The 17303-nt window shown below is 57.6% G+C and carries 17 protein-coding genes and 1 pseudogene; 2 read left to right on the forward strand and 16 right to left on the reverse strand.

From position 1 onward, the window contains the following. A pseudogene (locus Q1J43_RS05160) lies at positions 1 to 126 on the forward strand (IS1595 family transposase); the annotation flags it as partial. Positions 127 to 268: 142 nt separating this feature from the next. Here Q1J43_RS05160 and Q1J43_RS05165 read toward each other — a convergent pair. The 13 genes from Q1J43_RS05165 to Q1J43_RS05225 form a co-directional block, all read right to left on the reverse strand. Next, entirely contained in the window at positions 269 to 1588 is a 1320-nt protein-coding gene (locus Q1J43_RS05165) for a hemolysin family protein (protein WP_301101319.1), read from the reverse strand. A 33-nt stretch (positions 1589 to 1621) separates the two neighbouring features. Then, a complete protein-coding gene (locus tag Q1J43_RS05170; RefSeq protein ID WP_366141846.1) occupies positions 1622 to 2383 on the reverse strand; it encodes a TerC family protein in 762 nt (253 codons plus the stop codon). A gap of 57 nt (positions 2384 to 2440) precedes the next feature. Next, positions 2441 to 3418 (reverse strand): DNA-binding protein YbiB, encoded by a 978-nt coding sequence (ybiB, locus tag Q1J43_RS05175; protein ID WP_301101320.1) that lies wholly within the window; start codon positions 3416 to 3418, stop codon positions 2441 to 2443. Positions 3419 to 3677: 259 nt separating this feature from the next. Next, positions 3678 to 4094, reverse strand: coding sequence for a ClpXP protease specificity-enhancing factor (locus Q1J43_RS05180; protein WP_301101321.1), 417 nt, complete (start codon positions 4092 to 4094; stop codon positions 3678 to 3680). A gap of 189 nt (positions 4095 to 4283) precedes the next feature. Then, positions 4284 to 4880 carry a glutathione S-transferase N-terminal domain-containing protein gene (locus Q1J43_RS05185; RefSeq protein WP_301101322.1) on the reverse strand — a complete coding sequence of 199 codons (597 nt, stop codon included), beginning with the start codon at positions 4878 to 4880 and terminating at the stop codon, positions 4284 to 4286. Between the two features lie 70 nt (positions 4881 to 4950). Then, positions 4951 to 5685 carry a cytochrome c1 gene (locus Q1J43_RS05190; RefSeq protein ID WP_301101323.1) on the reverse strand — a complete coding sequence of 245 codons (735 nt, stop codon included), beginning with the start codon at positions 5683 to 5685 and terminating at the stop codon, positions 4951 to 4953. Continuing rightward, positions 5682 to 6986 carry a cytochrome bc complex cytochrome b subunit gene (locus Q1J43_RS05195; protein ID WP_301101324.1) on the reverse strand — a complete coding sequence of 435 codons (1305 nt, stop codon included), beginning with the start codon at positions 6984 to 6986 and terminating at the stop codon, positions 5682 to 5684. The genes Q1J43_RS05190 and Q1J43_RS05195 overlap by 4 nt, the downstream gene beginning before the upstream one ends. A gap of 3 nt (positions 6987 to 6989) precedes the next feature. Continuing rightward, positions 6990 to 7586, reverse strand: coding sequence for a ubiquinol-cytochrome c reductase iron-sulfur subunit (gene petA / locus Q1J43_RS05200; RefSeq protein ID WP_301101325.1), 597 nt, complete (start codon positions 7584 to 7586; stop codon positions 6990 to 6992). Positions 7587 to 7686: 100 nt separating this feature from the next. Beyond that, positions 7687 to 8289, reverse strand: coding sequence for a recombination mediator RecR (gene recR, locus Q1J43_RS05205; RefSeq protein ID WP_301101326.1), 603 nt, complete (start codon positions 8287 to 8289; stop codon positions 7687 to 7689). Beyond that, complete coding sequence (locus Q1J43_RS05210) at positions 8289 to 8612, reverse strand: YbaB/EbfC family nucleoid-associated protein (RefSeq protein ID WP_301101327.1); 324 nt, start codon at positions 8610 to 8612, stop codon at positions 8289 to 8291. Before Q1J43_RS05210 ends, recR begins: the two co-directional genes overlap by 1 nt. Positions 8613 to 8632: 20 nt before the next feature. Next, on the reverse strand, positions 8633 to 10213 hold the full coding sequence (dnaX, locus tag Q1J43_RS05215) for a DNA polymerase III subunit gamma/tau (protein WP_301101328.1): 1581 nt from the start codon (positions 10211 to 10213) through the stop codon (positions 8633 to 8635). A gap of 50 nt (positions 10214 to 10263) precedes the next feature. Continuing rightward, positions 10264 to 11385: an AI-2E family transporter gene (locus Q1J43_RS05220; RefSeq protein ID WP_301101329.1), complete on the reverse strand. Its 1122-nt coding sequence runs from the start codon at positions 11383 to 11385 to the stop codon at positions 10264 to 10266. After that, positions 11382 to 11852, reverse strand: a complete 471-nt coding sequence (locus Q1J43_RS05225) for a cyclic nucleotide-binding domain-containing protein (protein ID WP_301101330.1) — start codon at positions 11850 to 11852, stop codon at positions 11382 to 11384. Before Q1J43_RS05225 ends, Q1J43_RS05220 begins: the two co-directional genes overlap by 4 nt. A gap of 338 nt (positions 11853 to 12190) precedes the next feature. Here Q1J43_RS05225 and nhaA point away from each other — a divergent pair, with 338 nt between their 5' ends. Then, a complete protein-coding gene (gene nhaA / locus Q1J43_RS05230; protein ID WP_301101331.1) occupies positions 12191 to 13396 on the forward strand; it encodes a Na+/H+ antiporter NhaA in 1206 nt (401 codons plus the stop codon). A gap of 89 nt (positions 13397 to 13485) precedes the next feature. Here the strand turns inward: nhaA and Q1J43_RS05235 are convergent, their stop codons facing one another. From Q1J43_RS05235 to Q1J43_RS05245, 3 genes are read right to left on the reverse strand one after another with little or no spacing between them, the layout of a single operon-like run. Continuing rightward, entirely contained in the window at positions 13486 to 14358 is an 873-nt protein-coding gene (locus Q1J43_RS05235) for an Hsp33 family molecular chaperone HslO (RefSeq protein ID WP_301101332.1), read from the reverse strand. Next, entirely contained in the window at positions 14358 to 14708 is a 351-nt protein-coding gene (locus Q1J43_RS05240; RefSeq protein ID WP_301101333.1) for an arsenate reductase, read from the reverse strand. Before Q1J43_RS05240 ends, Q1J43_RS05235 begins: the two co-directional genes overlap by 1 nt. 16 nt (positions 14709 to 14724) lie before the next feature. Next, positions 14725 to 17040, reverse strand: coding sequence for a Tex family protein (locus tag Q1J43_RS05245; protein WP_301101334.1), 2316 nt, complete (start codon positions 17038 to 17040; stop codon positions 14725 to 14727). Between the last annotated feature and the right edge of the window lie 263 nt (positions 17041 to 17303).

The raw sequence follows: 17303 nt of genomic DNA on the forward strand, positions 1-17303 counted from the left end.
CGCTTCTACCCATTCAACGCTTTCCGCTCCCTGCTGGGCATTGCTGGCGACGTCACTGCGCCAACCTATGCCGAACTATATGCAAAAAAATTACGTCCCACTACAGGTAGTAGGCATGGGAGCTAACCGGATAAGCACGGAAAATACTAGGTACTGAGCACACGATTGCACCATGCGAACAGAGAAAGGCGAACAATCAGCGTCACTTTTTGACAAGATTTGTCACATTAGCAGAATAGGAGGTGCATTCTCCCGGCGGTGTACTACGCTACGCCGTGGTGTCGCTGGTGCCATCAATCGGCGGTGGGAGTTTTGTCAGCAGTACTTTATCAACACGGTTTTTGTCCATGTCGAGCACCTCAAAGCGGCAACCCGATACCTCAAAGCGATCCGCTACCACCGGGATCCGGCCGAGCACGTACATCATCAGGCCACCCAGTGTGTTGAATGCGTTTTCATCTTCGCCCGGCAGGTCGTCTGCGATATCCATTACCGACTTCAGGCGTTCGATGGCCACGCTGCCATCGATCAACAGGGAGCCATCGCTGCGTTCGACGATGTCCTGATCATCCGTCGTGTCGGACGACGGGAGCTCGCCAACGATCGAAGTGAGCACATCGGTTAGCGTGACCAGTCCCTGCAATTCGCCATACTCATCGACGATCAGCGCGCATTGCTGGCGTGCCTTGCGAAAACTCTCCAGCAGATGGGTTGTCGTCACGCCCTCCGGCACATAGAGGGGCGGACGCAGGAAGGGTTCGACATTCAGTGCTTGGCCAGTTAGCGCCAGTTTGAGCAGGTCGGCGGTACGCAGGATGCCGACAATATGCTCCAGGCCATCCCGACAGACGACGATGCGCGTGTAGGGGCTTTCAGACAGGCGGCTACGAATCTTGGCCTCCGGTTCATCAAGATCGAGCACGTAGATGTCGTTGCGGTGGGTCATGATGGCGCCGATGCGCTGCTCGTCAAGGCGCAGCACATTGGAGACAATGGCCTGCTCGCTTTCATGAAATACGCCCGCCTCGGCGCCCTGTACCATCAGCACATTGATTTCGTCGTTGGTCAACGGCGGTTCTTCGCGACTGCGCGCACCGAGCAACTGCAACAACAGGCTGGATGATGATGACAACAGCCAGACCACGGGCCGGGTCAGGCGCGCCAGCATATTCATCGGCGTTGCGATGAGCGCGGCAATTGCTTCCGGTGCCAGCAAACCCAGGCGCTTTGGCACCAGCTCACCGACCACCACCGAGATATAGGTCAGGCCAACAACGACCAGGGTTATCGCCAGCGAGCGGGCATAGGGTTCAAGCAGGGCGAAGCGGGACAACCAGAGGGTCAGGGGGTCGGCCAGGGCGCCTTCGCCGATGGCGCCGCTCAGAATGCCGACGGTTGTGATGCCGACCTGGACGGTGGACAGGAATGCCGACGGCTCGCTGTTCAGTTCCAGCGCCGACTGGGCCCCGGGACTCCCGTCGTCGGCCAGTTTTTGCAGCCTTGACTTGCGTGCGGAGACAACAGCTATCTCCGACATCGCAAGTATCCCGTTCAGAAATATGAGAAAAACAAGGAGCACTACGTCCATTTATGCCTTCATAAAACGGGCTTGAGCAACTGATCAATCCGGCGCCTTGCGGGCGTAGTGCTCGTGCAGGTGAACGGGTTCGGAGCGTTTTCTGCGCAAGCGGAGATTGAGCATTTCTACGCCCAGCGAGAACGCCATGGCGAAGTAGATATAGCCCTTTGAAACATGGTTGCCAAACCCTTCAGCGACAAGCGTCATGCCCACCAGCATCAGAAACGACAGCGCCAGCATCTTGATGGTCGGGTGATTTGAAACAAAATCGCCGATGCTTTTTGCAAAAAGCATCATCAGCCCGACCGATACTACAACAGCGGCAATCATTACCGAGACATTATCGACCATGCCGACCGCGGTGATGATTGAATCCAGCGAGAAAACGATGTCGATGAGAATGATCTGCAGGATGATGGCGCTGACCGTCGCCTTGACCGCACCGGCTTGTTGCTCTTCTCCTCCTTCGAGCAACTGATGGATTTCCTGGGTGCTTTTCCAGAGCAGGAAAATGCCACCGCCGATCAGGATCAGATCGCGTGGCGAGACGGATCTGCCCAGCACGCTGAACAAAGGCGCCGTCGCGCCGACGATCCACGACAGTAGAAGCAACAGACCAACGCGCATGAACATGGCAAAAAACAGGCCCGTCCGGCGCGCGTTTTCCCGGCTTTGCGGCGGTAGCCGGTCGACCAGGATGGAAATGAAGATGATGTTATCGATACCCAGCACCAGTTCAAGAGCGGTCAGGGTAAAGAAGGCAATCCACAGCTCGGGATCGGACAGCAAGGATAGAATTTCCATTTTGGCCACATTCAAAATTACGCAGCAGAGCAAACGGAATTATACCGACACCCCAGTCTAAACCAAGCCGTAGCCTTCAACCGCGATGATGGCTTTGGCCTGGTTGAAGTCATCGGTATAGCCGCTGGCATAAAGGCAGCAGGCCAACTGGTTGGCGATGGGTGGCGGTAGCGCGGATTCGCCCGCGAGAACGCGCCGAATCCAGTCGGCAGTGGTTTTGGCATCGCAGGTTTCGGGCAAAGTCGGCAAGCGTTTGAGGCTATCATGTTCGGCCTCGAATAGGATGTCGATGACACCGTCATACATGTGTTCAATACGCGGACGTCGCTTGGGATTGGCAAAGGGTTCGCCTTCCGTACCGCGCAACAGGAGCGCGTGCACGCCAAGTGCAGAGAGCACTTGGCGCATCGTGTTGAGGTAATCGGGGTGTGTCGCAGCGGTGAGCAGCAGCCCCTCGCCCTTGAAGGGATCGAGCATCTTGACCAGGCTGTGTGCGCTGGTGCGCAGGCCGAGGCGACTACGCAGGGCCAACTGGACGCTCAGTCCGGGCGAGATCGCCGAGAGTGGGATATAAACCAGACCGTTTTCATCCAGCACCTGCTGGGCCTGCAAATGATTGGTGCTGGGCAGCAAGCCGAATTCGCGAAAAATCTGTGCTGTGCTTACCCGGCCAAAGCCTTCGATCAGGCCATGAATTACTACCGGGACGCCAAAACGTCTTAACAATAAGGCCAGCAGGGGGGTGAGATTGACTCCCTTGCGCGCACCGTTATAGCTCGGTATGACAATTGGACGGATACGTCCTGGCGGGCGGTGCAGGGGGTGTAGGCGATCATAGGAGGCGGCCAGAAAACCGATCATTTCGTTTGCCGTCTCACCTTTTACGCGCAAGGCAATGGCGATGGCGCCCAGCTCGAGCTCAGGCACCCCGCCGTCAAGCATGGCCCCGTAAAGTTGTTGTGCCTCGTCAAGCGGCAGGTCGCGGGCACCTTCGCTGCCACGGCCAAGCTCCCGGATGATATGTGCGTAGTTCATGCCTCTCCCCGGCAGACGACAGCGTCTTGTTGTTGCCCGTCAAGCATCTGTCTGAGCTCGGGCAGGCAGGAGCCCACACCGCAGTAACAACAGGTCGATTTTATTTGTTTCGTCATGTAACGCACTCCTGAAGCGAGTTGAGCAACAGGTGTGCCATGCATTGAAATCAACAGCTTGCCTTATTTTCACCTTCCGTCCAACAGAGCAACGCTTCATCTTGGTGCAGAGTGAAAGACGATCGTTTCAGGACTGGGCAGGATTATTTGATGCGATGCAATTTTGGGCGGTTTGGCGGCGCAGGGGGCTCGGGTACATTATCCGGCTTTGAATTTTCTGGTGCGTCCGACTCACCAGCCACGGCTTCGCTGTCCGGTTCAAAAGCCATCCCGGCACCGTTTTCCTTGGCATAAATGGCGAGCACATTGCCGATGGGGACTGAAATGTCGCGCGCCACGCCACCAAAACGCGCCTGGAAGGTGATTATGTCGTTGGCAATGGTTAGATGGCCCGTCGCTTCATAGCCAATATTCAGGACAATCTGTCCATCACGAACATACTCGCGCGGCACCTTCGCACGCCCATCAGCATTGACCGAAAGGTAAGGGGTGAGGCCATTGTCACAGCACCATTCATGAATGGCGCGAAGCAGATAGGGCTTGGTCGATGGCAGGCTCACAGGCATTCCCGAGACGACTGGTGTGTTCAATAAGATGCAAAAAATTCCACCACCAAGGCACCAAGATGCCCCGCAGGAAATCCCCCTGGGGGACACAAAGCTTCATCAAGAAAAACAAAATTCTTATCGCTTTTCTTGGTGCTTCTTGGTGTCTTGGTGACTTGGTGGTTCGCGTTTTTCGTTGACTGTCTAGCGGCGCATGGCCTTTTCGGACGGGGTCAGCGCGTCAATGAACCCCTGCCGGCTGAAAATGCGCTCGGCGTACTTCATCAGGGACGCGGCAGACTTTGGCAACTCGATCGCATAGTGGTCAAGACGCCAGAGCAGCGGCGCAATCGCCACGTCGAGCATCGAAAAATCTTCTCCGAGCATATGCTTTTGCTTGACGAATACCGGAGCCATTTCGGTCAGGCGATCGCGGATGATCTGACGCGCCTTGTCGGCGGTCTTCAGGTTTTTCTCCAGCGCCTCGATGTGCGAGAAAACTTCACGTTCCATGGTGATCAGGAGTTGCCGCGCACGCGCGCGCATGATCGGGTCAGCCGGCATCAGTTGTGGATGGGGAAAGCGCTCGTCAATGTATTCATTGATGATATTCGGCTCGTAAAGGATGAGATCGCGCTCAACGAGTACCGGCACGCGGCCATAGGGGTTGATCATGGCGATGTCTTCAGGCTTGGCGAAGAGGTCAACGTCAATCACCTGGAAATCCATGCCCTTTTCGTAGAGGACAATGCGGCAACGCTGGCTGAACGGACATGTTGTGCCCGAAAACAGATTCATCATGATTCATATACCCCGAAAAAACGAACCGGCATCGTGACGGCGATGCCCTTGCCCAAGAACAGGCGCTTACTCAATTCTTCCCGACATCTTTCCAGTATGCTTTCTTCAGCGCATAAGACACGCCGAAGAGAAGAACCAGAAACGCCAGAACCCCATAGCCGATCTGCTTGCGCAAACCGGCAGCCGGCTCACCAGCCCAGACCAGGAAAGCGACCAGATCGCCAATCTGCTTGTCATAGTCTATGCGTGACAATTGTCCTGGCACAGCAAGTTCCAGTTTATGGCTTTCATGGTTGAGCACCTGCTGGCCTTGCAGTTCCCATAACACGTTGGGCATTCCCACATTGGCAAACAGCGTGTTGTTCCAGCCGGTCGGGCGCTGGTCATCACGATAGAAGGAGCGCAGATAGGTGTACAGCCAGTCGGCACCGCTCCCCGCTTCCGAAGCCCGTGCGCGCGCCACCAGCGTCAGGTCCGGCGGCATTGCACCAAACCACTGCTTTTGTTCTGCTGGTCGTGCGGCAACTCGCATCGGTTCGCCAATCTTGTCGGCGGTGAACATCAGGTTGTCCCTGACCTGCTGCTCGGTCAAGCCCAGCTCAGTCAGGCGGTTGTAACGCACAAAACTCATGCCGTGGCAGTTCAGGCAATAATTGACGAACAGCTTGGCGCCATTTTGCAGGGCCGGCTTGTCACCCTGCCGGTCGGGCGCCCGGTCGAGATGCAGGGCCGCACTTGAAGCAAAGACCGTCAGCGGTGCAAACACCAGCGCCAGCAAGAATTTCTTCATGATGTTCGCTTTCATTTGAAGGTCACCCTGTCCGGTACGGGTTTGCACTTGTCGATCTTCGAATACCAGGGCATGAGCAGGAAAAAGCCAAAATAGATGACGCTGCAAATTTGCGAAACGATTTGACCGAGCGGTGACGGCGGTTGTGTACCCAGATAACCGAGAATCAGGAAGGCGACCACGAAGGCTGTCAGGAAACTCTTGTAGATCGGGCCACGGTAACGGATTGACTTGACCGGGCTGCGGTCAAGCCAGGGCAGGAAGGCAATGACCACTACCGAAGCACCCATCGCCACGACCCCCCAGAATTTCGCATCGAGACCGAACAGCGGCCACACCATCGAACGCAGGATCGAGTAGGACGGCGTGAAATACCACACCGGCGCGATGTGCAGAGGTGTCTTCAGCGGGTCGGCCGGGAAGAAATTGTTGTACTCGAGGAAGTAGCCGCCGCCTTCGGGTGCAAAGAAGACGATGATCGAAAAGACCATCAGGAAGACCACCACGCCGACAATGTCCTTCACCGTGTAGTAGGGGTGGAAGGGTATGCCATCGAGCGGGATGCCTTTGGCGTCGAGATTATTCTTGATCTCGATACCGTCTGGATTGTTCGAGCCGACTTCATGCAGGGCAAGGATGTGGGCAGCGACCAGGCCAAGCAGCACGAGCGGTACGGCAATGACATGGAAGGAGAAGAAGCGGTTGAGCGTCGCGTCACCAATCACGAAATCGCCGCGAATCCAGATGGAGAGCGGCTCGCCGATCAGCGGAATGGCGGAGAACAGGTTGACGATGACCTGCGCGCCCCAGTACGACATCTGTCCCCAGGGCAAGAGATAACCCATGAACGCCTCGGCCATCAGACAGAGGAAGATCATGGCCCCGAAAACCCAGATCAGTTCACGCGGCTTGCGGTATGAGCCGTAGAGCATGCCGCGGAACATGTGCAGGTAAACGACGATGAAGAAGGCCGAGGCGCCGGTTGAATGCATGTAGCGAATCAACCATCCCCACTGCACGTCGCGCATGATGTATTCGACACTGGCGAATGCCACCGGAATACCGCTGGCATTGAGCGAGGCGTCGGGCTTGTAGAACATTACCAGGAAGATTCCGGTCACAATCTGAATCACCAGCACCATCATCGCCAGCGAACCGAAGAAATACCAGAAATTAAAGTTTTTCGGTGCGTAATACTCGGAGAGATGACCGCGCCACATCGATGTCGCCGGGAAGCGCGCGTCGACCCATTCGAGCACGTTGCCCTGGAGGGAGCCGTCGGACTTGTATTTTTCGTAGTGCGTATCCGATGCCATTGCTTACGCCCCTTTCTTGTCTTCGCCGATCAGGATGCGCGTATCGGTAAGATACGTGTGCGGCGGCACTTCAAGGTTGGTCGGAGCCGGCTTGCTTTTGTAGACACGGCCTGCAAAGTCGAAGGTCGAGCCATGGCAAGGGCACAAAAAGCCACCGGGCCAGTCAGCCGCCATGCCGTCGTCGGCGCCCTTCTTGAACTTGGACGACGGTGAGCAGCCAAGGTGCGTGCAGATCCCGACGGCAACCAGCAGATTCGGCTTAATCGAGCGCGTCGCATTCTTGCAATAGTCAGGCTGCTGTTTGACCTCCGACTTGGGATCAGCCACCGCGTCCTCAAGCTTGGGCAGGGTATCGAGCATGTCCTGATTGCGGTTGAAAATCCAGACCGGCTTGCCGCGCCATTCGACCGTGATCATCTGCCCCGGAGCAATGCTGGCGATATCCACCTCAACCGGTGCGCCTGCCGCCTTGGCTCGTTCCGAGGGGAGCATGCTGGAGAGAAAAGGAACCATTGCAGTCACTGCCCCTGCTCCGCCGACAGCCGCAGTGGCGATAAGCAAGCGCCGTCTGCCGCAATCCACTTTGCCTTCTGTGCTCATCGTGCTGATCCTCGGAACGAAACAATCAACGGTGGAAACCAAAGCCGGCGAGTATATCCTAATTTTTCCCCGGATTGAAGGGGGTGCCCATGCCAAACACCTAATCGGCCAGCGATCGTCGCTCACGAACAGCCTGCGCCAGCGTCCCGGCATCAACGTATTCCAGCTCGCCGCCAACGGGAACGCCACGTGCAATGCGCGAGACATGGATGGCGCGGCTTTTCAACATTTCCGTCAGGTAATGTGCGGTGACTTCACCCTCATTGGTGAAATTGGTCGCCAGAATGACTTCCTGGACCACGCCGTCGCAGGCGCGCGCCAGCAGTTGGTCGAGTTGCAACTCGCGCGGACCGATGCCATCAAGTGGCGAAACCCGTCCCATCAAAACGTAATACAGCCCCGAATAGGCGTGTGTCTGCTCCATCATATTCATGTCGACCGGCGTTTCAACAACGCACAGCAGGCTGGCGTCGCGCTTGCCGGACAGGCAGCGCTCGCAGATATCCGCTTCGGTGAAGGTGTTGCAACGCTGACAGTGGCGCAGCGCGGCCAGCGCGAGTTGCAAGGCGTCGGCAAGATGCTGGGCACCTGGCCGGTCACGTTGCATGAGGTAGTAAGCCATGCGCTGCGCCGATTTCGGACCGATCCCCGGCAGGCAGCGCAACGCCTCGATCAAGGATTCGAGGCTCGACGGCGTCGACATCAGAATGGTAGTTTCATCCCGGCCGGCAGATTCAGACCGGCCGTGAGGCCGGCCATGCGCTCCTGGGAAACCTGTTCGACACGGCGCACGGCGTCATTCAAGGCGGCGGCGACCAGATCTTCGAGCATCTCCTTGTCGTCCATTACCGACGTATCGATAGACACGCGGCGCACAGCGTGGGAGCAGGCCATCAGTACCTTAACCATGCCGGCGCCTGACTGGCCTTCAACCTCAACCTGTGCCAGCTGTTCCTGCGCTTTTTTCATGTTTTCCTGCATTTGCTGAGCCTGTTTCATCAAGCCGGCGATTCCGCCTTTCATCATTTTTCTTACCTCAACTGGAGTTAAACGGGTTTGATGGAAGATTCGATTAGTGTAGCGTCAAACAGATCGATGACCTCGCGCACAAAGTCATCCTGCTCAACGGACGCCACGGCACGATCTTGCCGTTCATGCTTTTGACGTTGGGCGGAGGCAGCGGGCGTATCTTCACTCGCCTCTTCAAGATCGATGGACAACTGCAATGGCCGACCGAAATGCTCGGACAGCGCCTGTTGAAGTTTGTCCTGCGCGGGTTTCATCTGCAAGTGGCGATGCGTCGGCGAAAGGCAAAGGATCACCTGCGCGCCCTCAATGCGGCGTAACTGGCAATGCTGCCCAAGCTCACGCGCCATGCCGCCAAGTTTGAGCGCAGCCAGGATGGCATGCCAATCGCCCACGACAGGCACGGGTTCAGTGGCCGTGGCGCGGACCGCCGGCGCGTTGATCGGTGCGACGTCCAGTATTTTGGGCTGGCTTGCAGCAGGCGCGGCCGGGCGCGGTCGGGCCGTGTCACCAGCCAGCGCCGGGCGGAAGGTGTACAGGCGCAACAAGGTCATGACGAAGCCGGCCTGCTCGTCAGGCGCCAGTGGCAATTCCTTGCGGCCATGAACGGCAATCTGATAGGCCAGTTGCACGAACTCCGGATCAAGGCGCGCCGCCATTTCCAGCAGGCGTGCGCGTTCGGGCAGATCGTCAGCCACCGCCAGCGGCGCCAGTTGCGCCACCTGCAGGCGGGTGAATAAACTGGCCAGTTCCTGCAACGCCACGTCAAAGGAGAGGCTGCGCGTGGCCATGTCGTCGGCGACCTGAAGCATGCCGGCAGCATCGCCGGCGAGCAGGGCGTCGAGGACCGAAAACAGATAATCCAGATCAACCGTGCCGAGCATCTCGCGCACCTGCGCTTCCTCGACCTTGCCAGCGCCATGGGCAATTGCCTGGTCGAGCAGCGAGAGGGCATCGCGCATGCTGCCACACGCTGAACGGGCAAGCAGATTCAAGCCGGCAGGTTCGGCATTGATCGCCTCGACGCCGAGAATATGCTTCAAATGCCCGGCAATCAGTTGCGGCGTCATCTGCTTGAGATTGAATTGCAGGCAGCGCGACAGTACGGTGACCGGGATTTTCTGCGGATCGGTTGTCGCCAGAATGAATTTTATGTGCTCCGGCGGTTCCTCAAGCGTCTTCAACATCGCGTTGAACGCCGAATTCGAAAGCATGTGCACTTCGTCGATGACGTAGACCTTGAAACGGCCACGTGTCGGCGCATAGACCGCGTTCTCGAGAAGCTGCCGCATTTCATCGACCTTGGTATTGGTCGCCGCGTCGACCTCGAGCAGATCGACAAAGCGGCCAGAATCGATTTCGGTACACGCCGAGCAGACGCCGCAAGGGGTGGCCGTGATGCCCTGTTCGCAGTTGAACGATTTGGCCAGGATGCGTGCCAGCGTGGTCTTCCCGACACCACGCGTACCGGTAAACAGATAGGCGTGATGCAGACGCTTTTCAGTCAGGGCATGGGTCAATGCGCGAACGACGTGTTCCTGCCCGACCAGGCTTTCAAACGTTTTTGGACGCCACTTGCGGGCCAGCACTTGATAGGTCATGGGCGGATTTTACTCTGGATTATTGATTAGGAAGCGTTGCAAATGACCCATCAGGAATGAAGGTCGCGTGTCACCTGACGGTGCCTCAGTTCCTTGGCGAAAACATGGCGCGCCCGCAAGCGCGGGTCGGTGACAATCCCGCCGACCGTTTGCCCGAGTACCATCACCACGCCGAGCAAAGGCAAGACCAGCATCAGGCCGGCGACGCCGGCCACCGCCCCGCCGACAAAAATCATCACCACGGTGAGTAACGGGTGCAGCTTGAGGCTCCGCCCAATAGTGATCTGCATGAAAAAAAAGTCGTCGAGCAGGCGTACCCAGACACACAGAGCGATGGCCGCATAAGCCATTGCCGGATCACCGGGAAAGTCAGTTGCCGCCACCAAAACGACCAGCAGGCAACCCAAAATTGATCCGACATACGGCACCCAGGCCAGAACGGCGGTCATCAGACCTAGTGCCAGCGGTGTCGAAACACCAATCAGCCATAGCCCGCAGGCCAGACAGAGGGTGTCAAGCAGGGTCAGCTTGATCAAACCCTGGAAATAAAGCTGTGCCGTACGCTCCACCTGATCGAGCAGATAGAGCGTGCGTTCGAAAAAGGCATTGGGCACTGCACGGCTAAGAAACATCTTGAAGCGCCAACCGTCGCGCAGGAAGAAAAAAGCCAGGAAAGGCGCCAGCAAAAGCGAGGGAAGCCAGGCCGCAGCGGTCAGCGCTGCCTCGGCCAGATAGGTGCCGGCAAATTTATCCCCCAGTTCGCTAATCTGTCGGGTCAACTGCTCGGAGAGATGCGCCTTGGCGGCAAAGGTATAGTTGCGCTCTGCCCAGGCCAGGCTCTCAGCGATAAAACGCAGCCCGCCTTCAATGTAACGTGCCCCGGAGTCCTGCCATGAAACAAGGTGCGAACTGATCCACGGGAAAGCCAGCAGCATGACGCCGGTCGCCAGCGTAAAGGCGCCACCGCTGACCAGTGTCGCCGAGCTATCGCGCGACATACCGCCAAGAATCAGGCGTTGTTGTAACGGAAAGAGCAGGTAATAAGCAATCAGCGCCAACAAGAAGGGAACGACCAGCCATAGAATTTTCTGAAACAGGAAGAGCAGCAGGCAGGTGGCGCCAAGTATCGCCAACCACACCAGCGGACCTGAACGGTAACGCTCTCTGTTCATACCAGTTCTTGCTGCTTACGCACCGCACCGCGCAAACGAACCCCAAGGTGGCGCGCCAGTTGCAGGGCAATCTTTGAGGCGATCAGCGCGTGCGAATGCATCAGGACAAAGAAGTCACCGCGAAAAAAAACCGCCAGCGTACAGTCCTCTGCGGCCCGCGCCTGCGCGGCGCGCGGCGCGTCGTCGAGCAGGGCCAGTTCACCGAAAAAATTTCCTCGTTCCAGTAGTGCAATCGCCTGCGCCGTCTGCCCTTGATGGCAGATCAAAACCTTGCCCGTGCGAATAAAATAAATGGCCTGCCCTTCCTCACCCTCGTCGAAAATCACCTCGTTTTTCAGATAGTTGCGCTCGTGCATGAAGCCGTCGACGATTTTCATTTCGCGCGAATTCAAATCGACAAACAGCGATAACTTCTCATGTTCGTCAATGCCTTGTGCCGGCTTGCTGTTACCAAAAATGCTTAGCATCGTGAAGGGTGGTCTCCAGAAAGGTTGATGTGACAGAAGTCAAGCGATTCAGTATCTTACGCCAAGGCTAACCTGGGCGTGTGTCTGAATTCCATTGCTACTCGCCAGCCACATCAGTCGCTTGACGGCAAGACGCCCGATACGATCTACTACGCCTGCCTACTGAGAGGGTTGCGACATGATGTCCGGGTTATCTACCGGGCCGCTCGCCGCCCGCTTGATAAATCAGCGGGTGGAGACCCCGTGGCTAGCACTACACCGCAAGCTTCCACTTATCACCGTCAATTTCTTGTCCACCTGAGTGGGGCCACATCTTTCAACGTTCCGTACAACAGTCCATGCCAATCCAGCCGAGCCACCTGTCGCGAACCTTCAGCGACTTCTTTGAGTCCGAGAAGGCATCCGGCGTCCTGCTGATTTTCTGCACGCTGATCTCGCTGGGCATCGCCAATTCAAGTTTCGGTTCTGTGTACCAGCAGATCTGGCAAGCCAAGGTGGCGGGTCTTAGCATTGAGCACTGGATCAATGACGGATGTATGGCGGTGTTCTTCCTGTTCATCGGTCTGGAACTGGAGCGCGAACTGTACGTCGGTGAACTTTCGGATTTCAAAAACGCTCTGTTACCGATATTTGCCGCAATCGGCGGCATCGCGCTGCCTGCCTTGATCCACTTCGTTCTGAATGCGAGCACACCCACACGGGCCGGAGCCGGTATTCCGATGGCGACTGACATTGCCTTTGCCCTTGGCACTCTGGCATTGCTTGGCAAGCGCGTGCCGGCATCGCTTAAGGTGTTCCTCACAGCGCTGGCAGTAATGGACGACCTCGGCGCCATTATCGTAATTGCCGTGTTCTATACCGTACAAGTTTCACTGTTTTATCTGCTCGTCGCGTTTGTGGTATTCGTCTCGCTTGTGATACTCAATCGCACATTCCGCGTGATGTCCTTGCTGCCTTACCTTCTGGGCGGTGTGCTGCTGTGGTTTCTGATGCTGAAGTCCGGCGTCCATTCCACCATCGCGGGTGTTATGCTGGCATTTGCAATTCCCTTTTCCGCAAAGGTGGAAAATGAAAATTCGCCTTCACACTACTTGGAGCATTTCCTGCACAAGCCCGTAGCTTTTGCCATCCTGCCGGCTTTTGCCCTGGCCAATACCGCTGTGGTGATCAGTGCGGGATGGTGGGATGACCTACGCACGACGAACAGTCTCGGCATCATTGGTGGTCTGCTGATCGGCAAGCCTGTGGGGATTACCTTGCTATGTTTACTTGCCGTGACCGTGGGCATCTGCAGATTGCCGCGCGACCTTGGCTGGCGTCACGTCTTTGGTGCTGGTTTATTGGGTGGCATCGGTTTCACGATGTCGATTTTTATCACCAATTTGGCCTTTGCCAACAACCCTGTTTTCATAAACGCCTCAAAGATTACCGTTCTGCTAACGTCTATCTGCGCCGGGGGGCTGGGATTTTTGTGGTTGCGTGTGGTTACGAATGAGCCAGGAAAAGAGGATCCCATAGTCAAGACAGAATCCAGCCGAGTTTAAGCTTGGCCTTTAACTCGGAAGCCAAACGATTTTCCTTACATAGCGCAGAGAATCAGGCAATTGCAATGTGAGCTGGTCGGGTTGGTCGCTCAATGCACCGACGGCGGCGTTGCCGGCGTGTTGCTGAACAGTTTGTCGATGTCCGCCTTGTCAAAGCGGTATTCACGGTTGCTAAGATCGTCGCGGGCGACGATCTCGCCGCGCTCCTTTAGCACGCTATAGACTTCCTCGCGGCCGAGCGTGAGAAGCATGTTGCCAATTTTTTCGCGATGTTCGGGGCTGTTGCCGGTGACGGTCCGGGCGGCGAAGATGCGAACGGCTTCCTCGTGGAACAGCCGGGTGAGCAGATCCGCAGCCGGCAGTTCGAGCAGTTCTTCGGGCTTGGCCGTGCTGGCCAGCGCTTCGATGCGTGTCCAGCCGTCGGCGTCGCGCGCGTCGGCATGCGGCATTTTTTGCAGAAAGATTCCGGCGGCGCCGCTGGGTGTTGCGGCGAGGAAGAAGCGCGAGACAAGCTGCTCGGATTGACCGAGGTAGTGCTCGAAGATTTCGGCGATGCTGTGGCCGGTGATCGGCACGATGCTCTTATAGGGCTCGCGCATCGAGGGTCGGTCGAGTGAAAGCAGCAGTTGGCCCTGGCCGAGCAGGTCGATCAGTGCGGCGTCTTTGATGCCGGCATCATTTTCATGTTGCGCCATGCAGCGGATGTTGAGCGCTTCATTGCAGTCGATGACGAGCAGCGACACAGGGCCGTTGCCGCGCAACTGGATGGTGAGCCTTCCCGGCTGCTTGAGGTTGTCGGCCAGCAGCAGGGTGGTGACGCTCATCTGCCCGAGCAGCTGGATCACCGGCTGGGGGTAGTCACGCTTGGTGAGCAGTTGCTGCCAGACGGAACCGAGACGAACGACGGCGCCACGGATGTCAAGGTCGACAAGCAGGAAGCGTTGTACGTAGTTTTCTGTCATTAGAGTTCCTGTGCCAGGCGTGTGTAGCGTTCAGGGTCGAAGCCGACCAGCAACTGGCTGCCGCTGTCGGCCAGTGGGCGTTTGATCAGCGTCGGGTAATCGGCCATCAGTGCTAGCGCTTTGCATTCGTCGACATCAGCGCGTTCGTCGTCGGAGAGCCGCTTCCACATCATGCCGCGGGTGTTGAGCAGTTCCTTCCAGTCGGCACGCTGGGTCCAGTCCGGCAGGTGGTTTCGCGCGACGTCGGTTTTCTTGTAGTCGATGAATTCGTAGGCTATACCCCTAGCATCCAGCCAGGCGAGGGCCTTGGTCATGGTATCGCAATTTTTGATGCCGTAAACCTTGAGCATATGTGTTTTCCTTTGTTCAGTGCTTGAGTTTGGCGAAGGCGCTGGCCATCGCACCGGCGGTTTCGGGCTGCCGTGACTGTTGCTGGCGGGCCTTGTTCGACAGCGGCGCGCCGCCTATTTTCGACGCGCTGGGCAGGTCGTCCGTTAGGCGCATGGTGAGCGCAATGCGCTTGCGCGGCAAGTCGATTTCGACAACCTTGACCCTTACCACGTCGCCGGCCTTGACGACTTCGCGCGGATCCTTGATGAACTTGCTGGAGAGCACCGAGATGTGCACCAGGCCATCCTGATGCACGCCAATGTCCACAAAGGCGCCGAAGTTGGCGACGTTGGTGACGACGCCTTCGAGAATCATCCCCGGTTGCAGGTCTTTGACTTCTTCGATACCGTCCTTGAAATGGGCGGTCTTGAACTCGGGACGTGGGTCGCGCCCCGGCTTTTCAAGTTCCTTGAGGATGTCCTGAACGGTCGGCAGGCCAAATTTTTCGTCAGTGTATTTGGTCGGCGACAATGTCCTCACCAGGCGCGAGTCGCCGATCAGTTCGCGAATGCCTTTCTTGATGTCGGCGAGGATGCGTTCGACCAGCGGGTAGGCTTCCGGGTGTACCGACGAGGCGTCGAGCGGGTTGTCGCTGCCGTTGATGCGCAGGAAGCCGGCGGCTTGCTCGAAGGTTTTGTCACCCAGACGAGGCACTTCGCGCAGCGCCTGGCGATTGGGGAAGGCGCCGTGCCTGTCGCGATGGGCGACGATATTCGTGGCGAGCGTGCTGTTGAGCCCTGAAACGCGCGTCAGCAGCGGGATTGAGGCGGTATTGACGTCGACGCCGACCGCGTTCACGCAGTCCTCAACCACCGCGTCGAGCGCGCGCGCCAGTTTGGTCTGGCTAACGTCGTGCTGGTACTGGCCAACGCCGATCGATTTGGGGTCAATTTTGACCAGTTCGGCGAGCGGATCCTGCAGGCGGCGGGCAATCGAGACTGCGCCGCGCAGGCTGACGTCGAGTTCGGGGAATTCGCGTGAGGCGTATTCGGAGGCCGAATAAACCGAGGCGCCGGCTTCGGAGACGACGATCCGGGTCATGCGTAACTCGGGCGCCAGCTTGATCAGATCGGCCGCCAGCTTGTCGGTTTCGCGCGATGCGGTGCCGTTGCCGATGCTGATCAGGTCGACACTGTGCTTTCTTGCCAGCACGGCCAGCGTGTGCAGGGAGCCCTCCCAGTCGCGGCGGGGTTCGTGCGGGTAAATGGTGGCGGTATCGAGCAGCTTGCCGGTGGCGTCGACGACTGCCACCTTGACGCCGGTGCGCAGGCCAGGGTCAAGGCCCATGGTGGCGCGTTGTCCGGCTGGCGCGGCGAGTAGCAGGTCATGCAGATTGGAGCCGAAAACGCGGATCGCTTCGACCTCAGCACGTTCGCGCAGGGCGTTCATCAAGTCCAGTTCAAGATGCAGGAATATCTTGATGCGCCAGGTCCAGCGCACGGTGTCGGACAGCCATTTGTCGGCTGGGCGCCCCTGGTCGCTGATGTTGAAACGCTTGGCAATACGTATCTCGCATGGGTTGTGAGCGGGCGCACGAGTGGCCGGATCGAGCTCGCTATCAAGCAATAGTGCAATCTGCAGCATCCCCTCGTTACGCCCGCGCAGCAGCGCCAGCGCGCGGTGCGAGGGAATGTCGCGGATCGCTTCAGAGTAGTCGAAATAATCGCGGAATTTGGCACCGTCGCTGTCCTTGCCGTCGATGAGAGTCGATTTGACCATGCCGTGCGCTTCGAGATAATCGCGCAGTGCGCCGAGCAGATTGGCGTCTTCCGAGAACTGCTCCATGAGGATCTGGCGGGCGCCGTCGAGCACTGCTTTGACGTCGGCAAATCCGGCGTCGGCGTTGATGAAGCGTTCGGCCTCGCTTTCCGGGGTCAGTGTCGGGTCGCCAAGCAGGACCTCGGCGAGTGGCGCCAGACCGGCCTCGCGGGCAATCAGCGCCTTGCTGCGGCGTTTTTGCTTGTAGGGCAGGTAGAGGTCTTCGAGGCACTGTTTCGTTTCGGCGGCTTCGATCTGGGCGGCGAGTTCAGGGCTCAGTTTGCCCTGTTCACCGATCGAGGCGAGGATGATGGCACGCCGATCCTCGAGTTCGCGCAGATAGCATAAGCGCTCGTCGAGCAGACGCAACTGAATGTCGTCGAGCCCGCCGGTGACTTCCTTGCGGTAGCGGGCGATGAAGGGAACGCTGGCGCCTTCATCGAGCAGCGCGACGGCAGCGATGACCTGCTCGCGGCGGCCGCCGATGTCCTCGGCTATTTTCAGGGTAATGCGCTGTTCAACAAGTGATGTCATCAACAGTTGGTCATTCATCAAAAAAGGGCGAACTATGCGCAATCGCAGTGGAAAACTCAAGGGTCAGCTTCAACTTGCCTCAACACAAATATGAGTTGACGTAGTAAAAAACGTCGGTATAATTCGCCCCTCGCTGCTACGGCGGCTTGGCAAGACGACTTAGATTATTGTTTTGCGTGCTCTTTAAAAACATGACAATTGATAGGTGTGGGTTCTTGGTCTAGTTGATTATGCTTAGGCATAAGGCAACGAGATGTAAGCAA

Source organism: Propionivibrio sp., from assembly GCF_029255185.1.
Classification (GTDB): domain Bacteria; phylum Pseudomonadota; class Gammaproteobacteria; order Burkholderiales; family Rhodocyclaceae; genus Propionivibrio.

Coding starts and splice junctions, on each gene's coding strand:
- Q1J43_RS05165 (WP_301101319.1), bottom strand. CDS start 1,588: ATGGACGTAGTGCTCCTTGTTTTTCTCATATTTCTGAACGGGATACTT.
- Q1J43_RS05170 (WP_366141846.1), bottom strand. CDS start 2,383: ATGGAAATTCTATCCTTGCTGTCCGATCCCGAGCTGTGGATTGCCTTC.
- ybiB (WP_301101320.1), bottom strand. CDS start 3,418: ATGAACTACGCACATATCATCCGGGAGCTTGGCCGTGGCAGCGAAGGT.
- Q1J43_RS05185 (WP_301101322.1), bottom strand. CDS start 4,880: ATGATGAATCTGTTTTCGGGCACAACATGTCCGTTCAGCCAGCGTTGC.
- Q1J43_RS05190 (WP_301101323.1), bottom strand. CDS start 5,685: ATGAAAGCGAACATCATGAAGAAATTCTTGCTGGCGCTGGTGTTTGCA.
- Q1J43_RS05195 (WP_301101324.1), bottom strand. CDS start 6,986: ATGGCATCGGATACGCACTACGAAAAATACAAGTCCGACGGCTCCCTC.
- petA (WP_301101325.1), bottom strand. CDS start 7,586: ATGAGCACAGAAGGCAAAGTGGATTGCGGCAGACGGCGCTTGCTTATC.
- recR (WP_301101326.1), bottom strand. CDS start 8,289: ATGTCGACGCCGTCGAGCCTCGAATCCTTGATCGAGGCGTTGCGCTGC.
- Q1J43_RS05210 (WP_301101327.1), bottom strand. CDS start 8,612: ATGATGAAAGGCGGAATCGCCGGCTTGATGAAACAGGCTCAGCAAATG.
- dnaX (WP_301101328.1), bottom strand. CDS start 10,213: ATGACCTATCAAGTGCTGGCCCGCAAGTGGCGTCCAAAAACGTTTGAA.
- Q1J43_RS05220 (WP_301101329.1), bottom strand. CDS start 11,385: ATGAACAGAGAGCGTTACCGTTCAGGTCCGCTGGTGTGGTTGGCGATA.
- Q1J43_RS05225 (WP_301101330.1), bottom strand. CDS start 11,852: ATGCTAAGCATTTTTGGTAACAGCAAGCCGGCACAAGGCATTGACGAA.
- nhaA (WP_301101331.1), top strand. CDS start 12,191: ATGCCAATCCAGCCGAGCCACCTGTCGCGAACCTTCAGCGACTTCTTT.
- Q1J43_RS05235 (WP_301101332.1), bottom strand. CDS start 14,358: ATGACAGAAAACTACGTACAACGCTTCCTGCTTGTCGACCTTGACATC.
- Q1J43_RS05240 (WP_301101333.1), bottom strand. CDS start 14,708: ATGCTCAAGGTTTACGGCATCAAAAATTGCGATACCATGACCAAGGCC.
- Q1J43_RS05245 (WP_301101334.1), bottom strand. CDS start 17,040: ATGACATCACTTGTTGAACAGCGCATTACCCTGAAAATAGCCGAGGAC.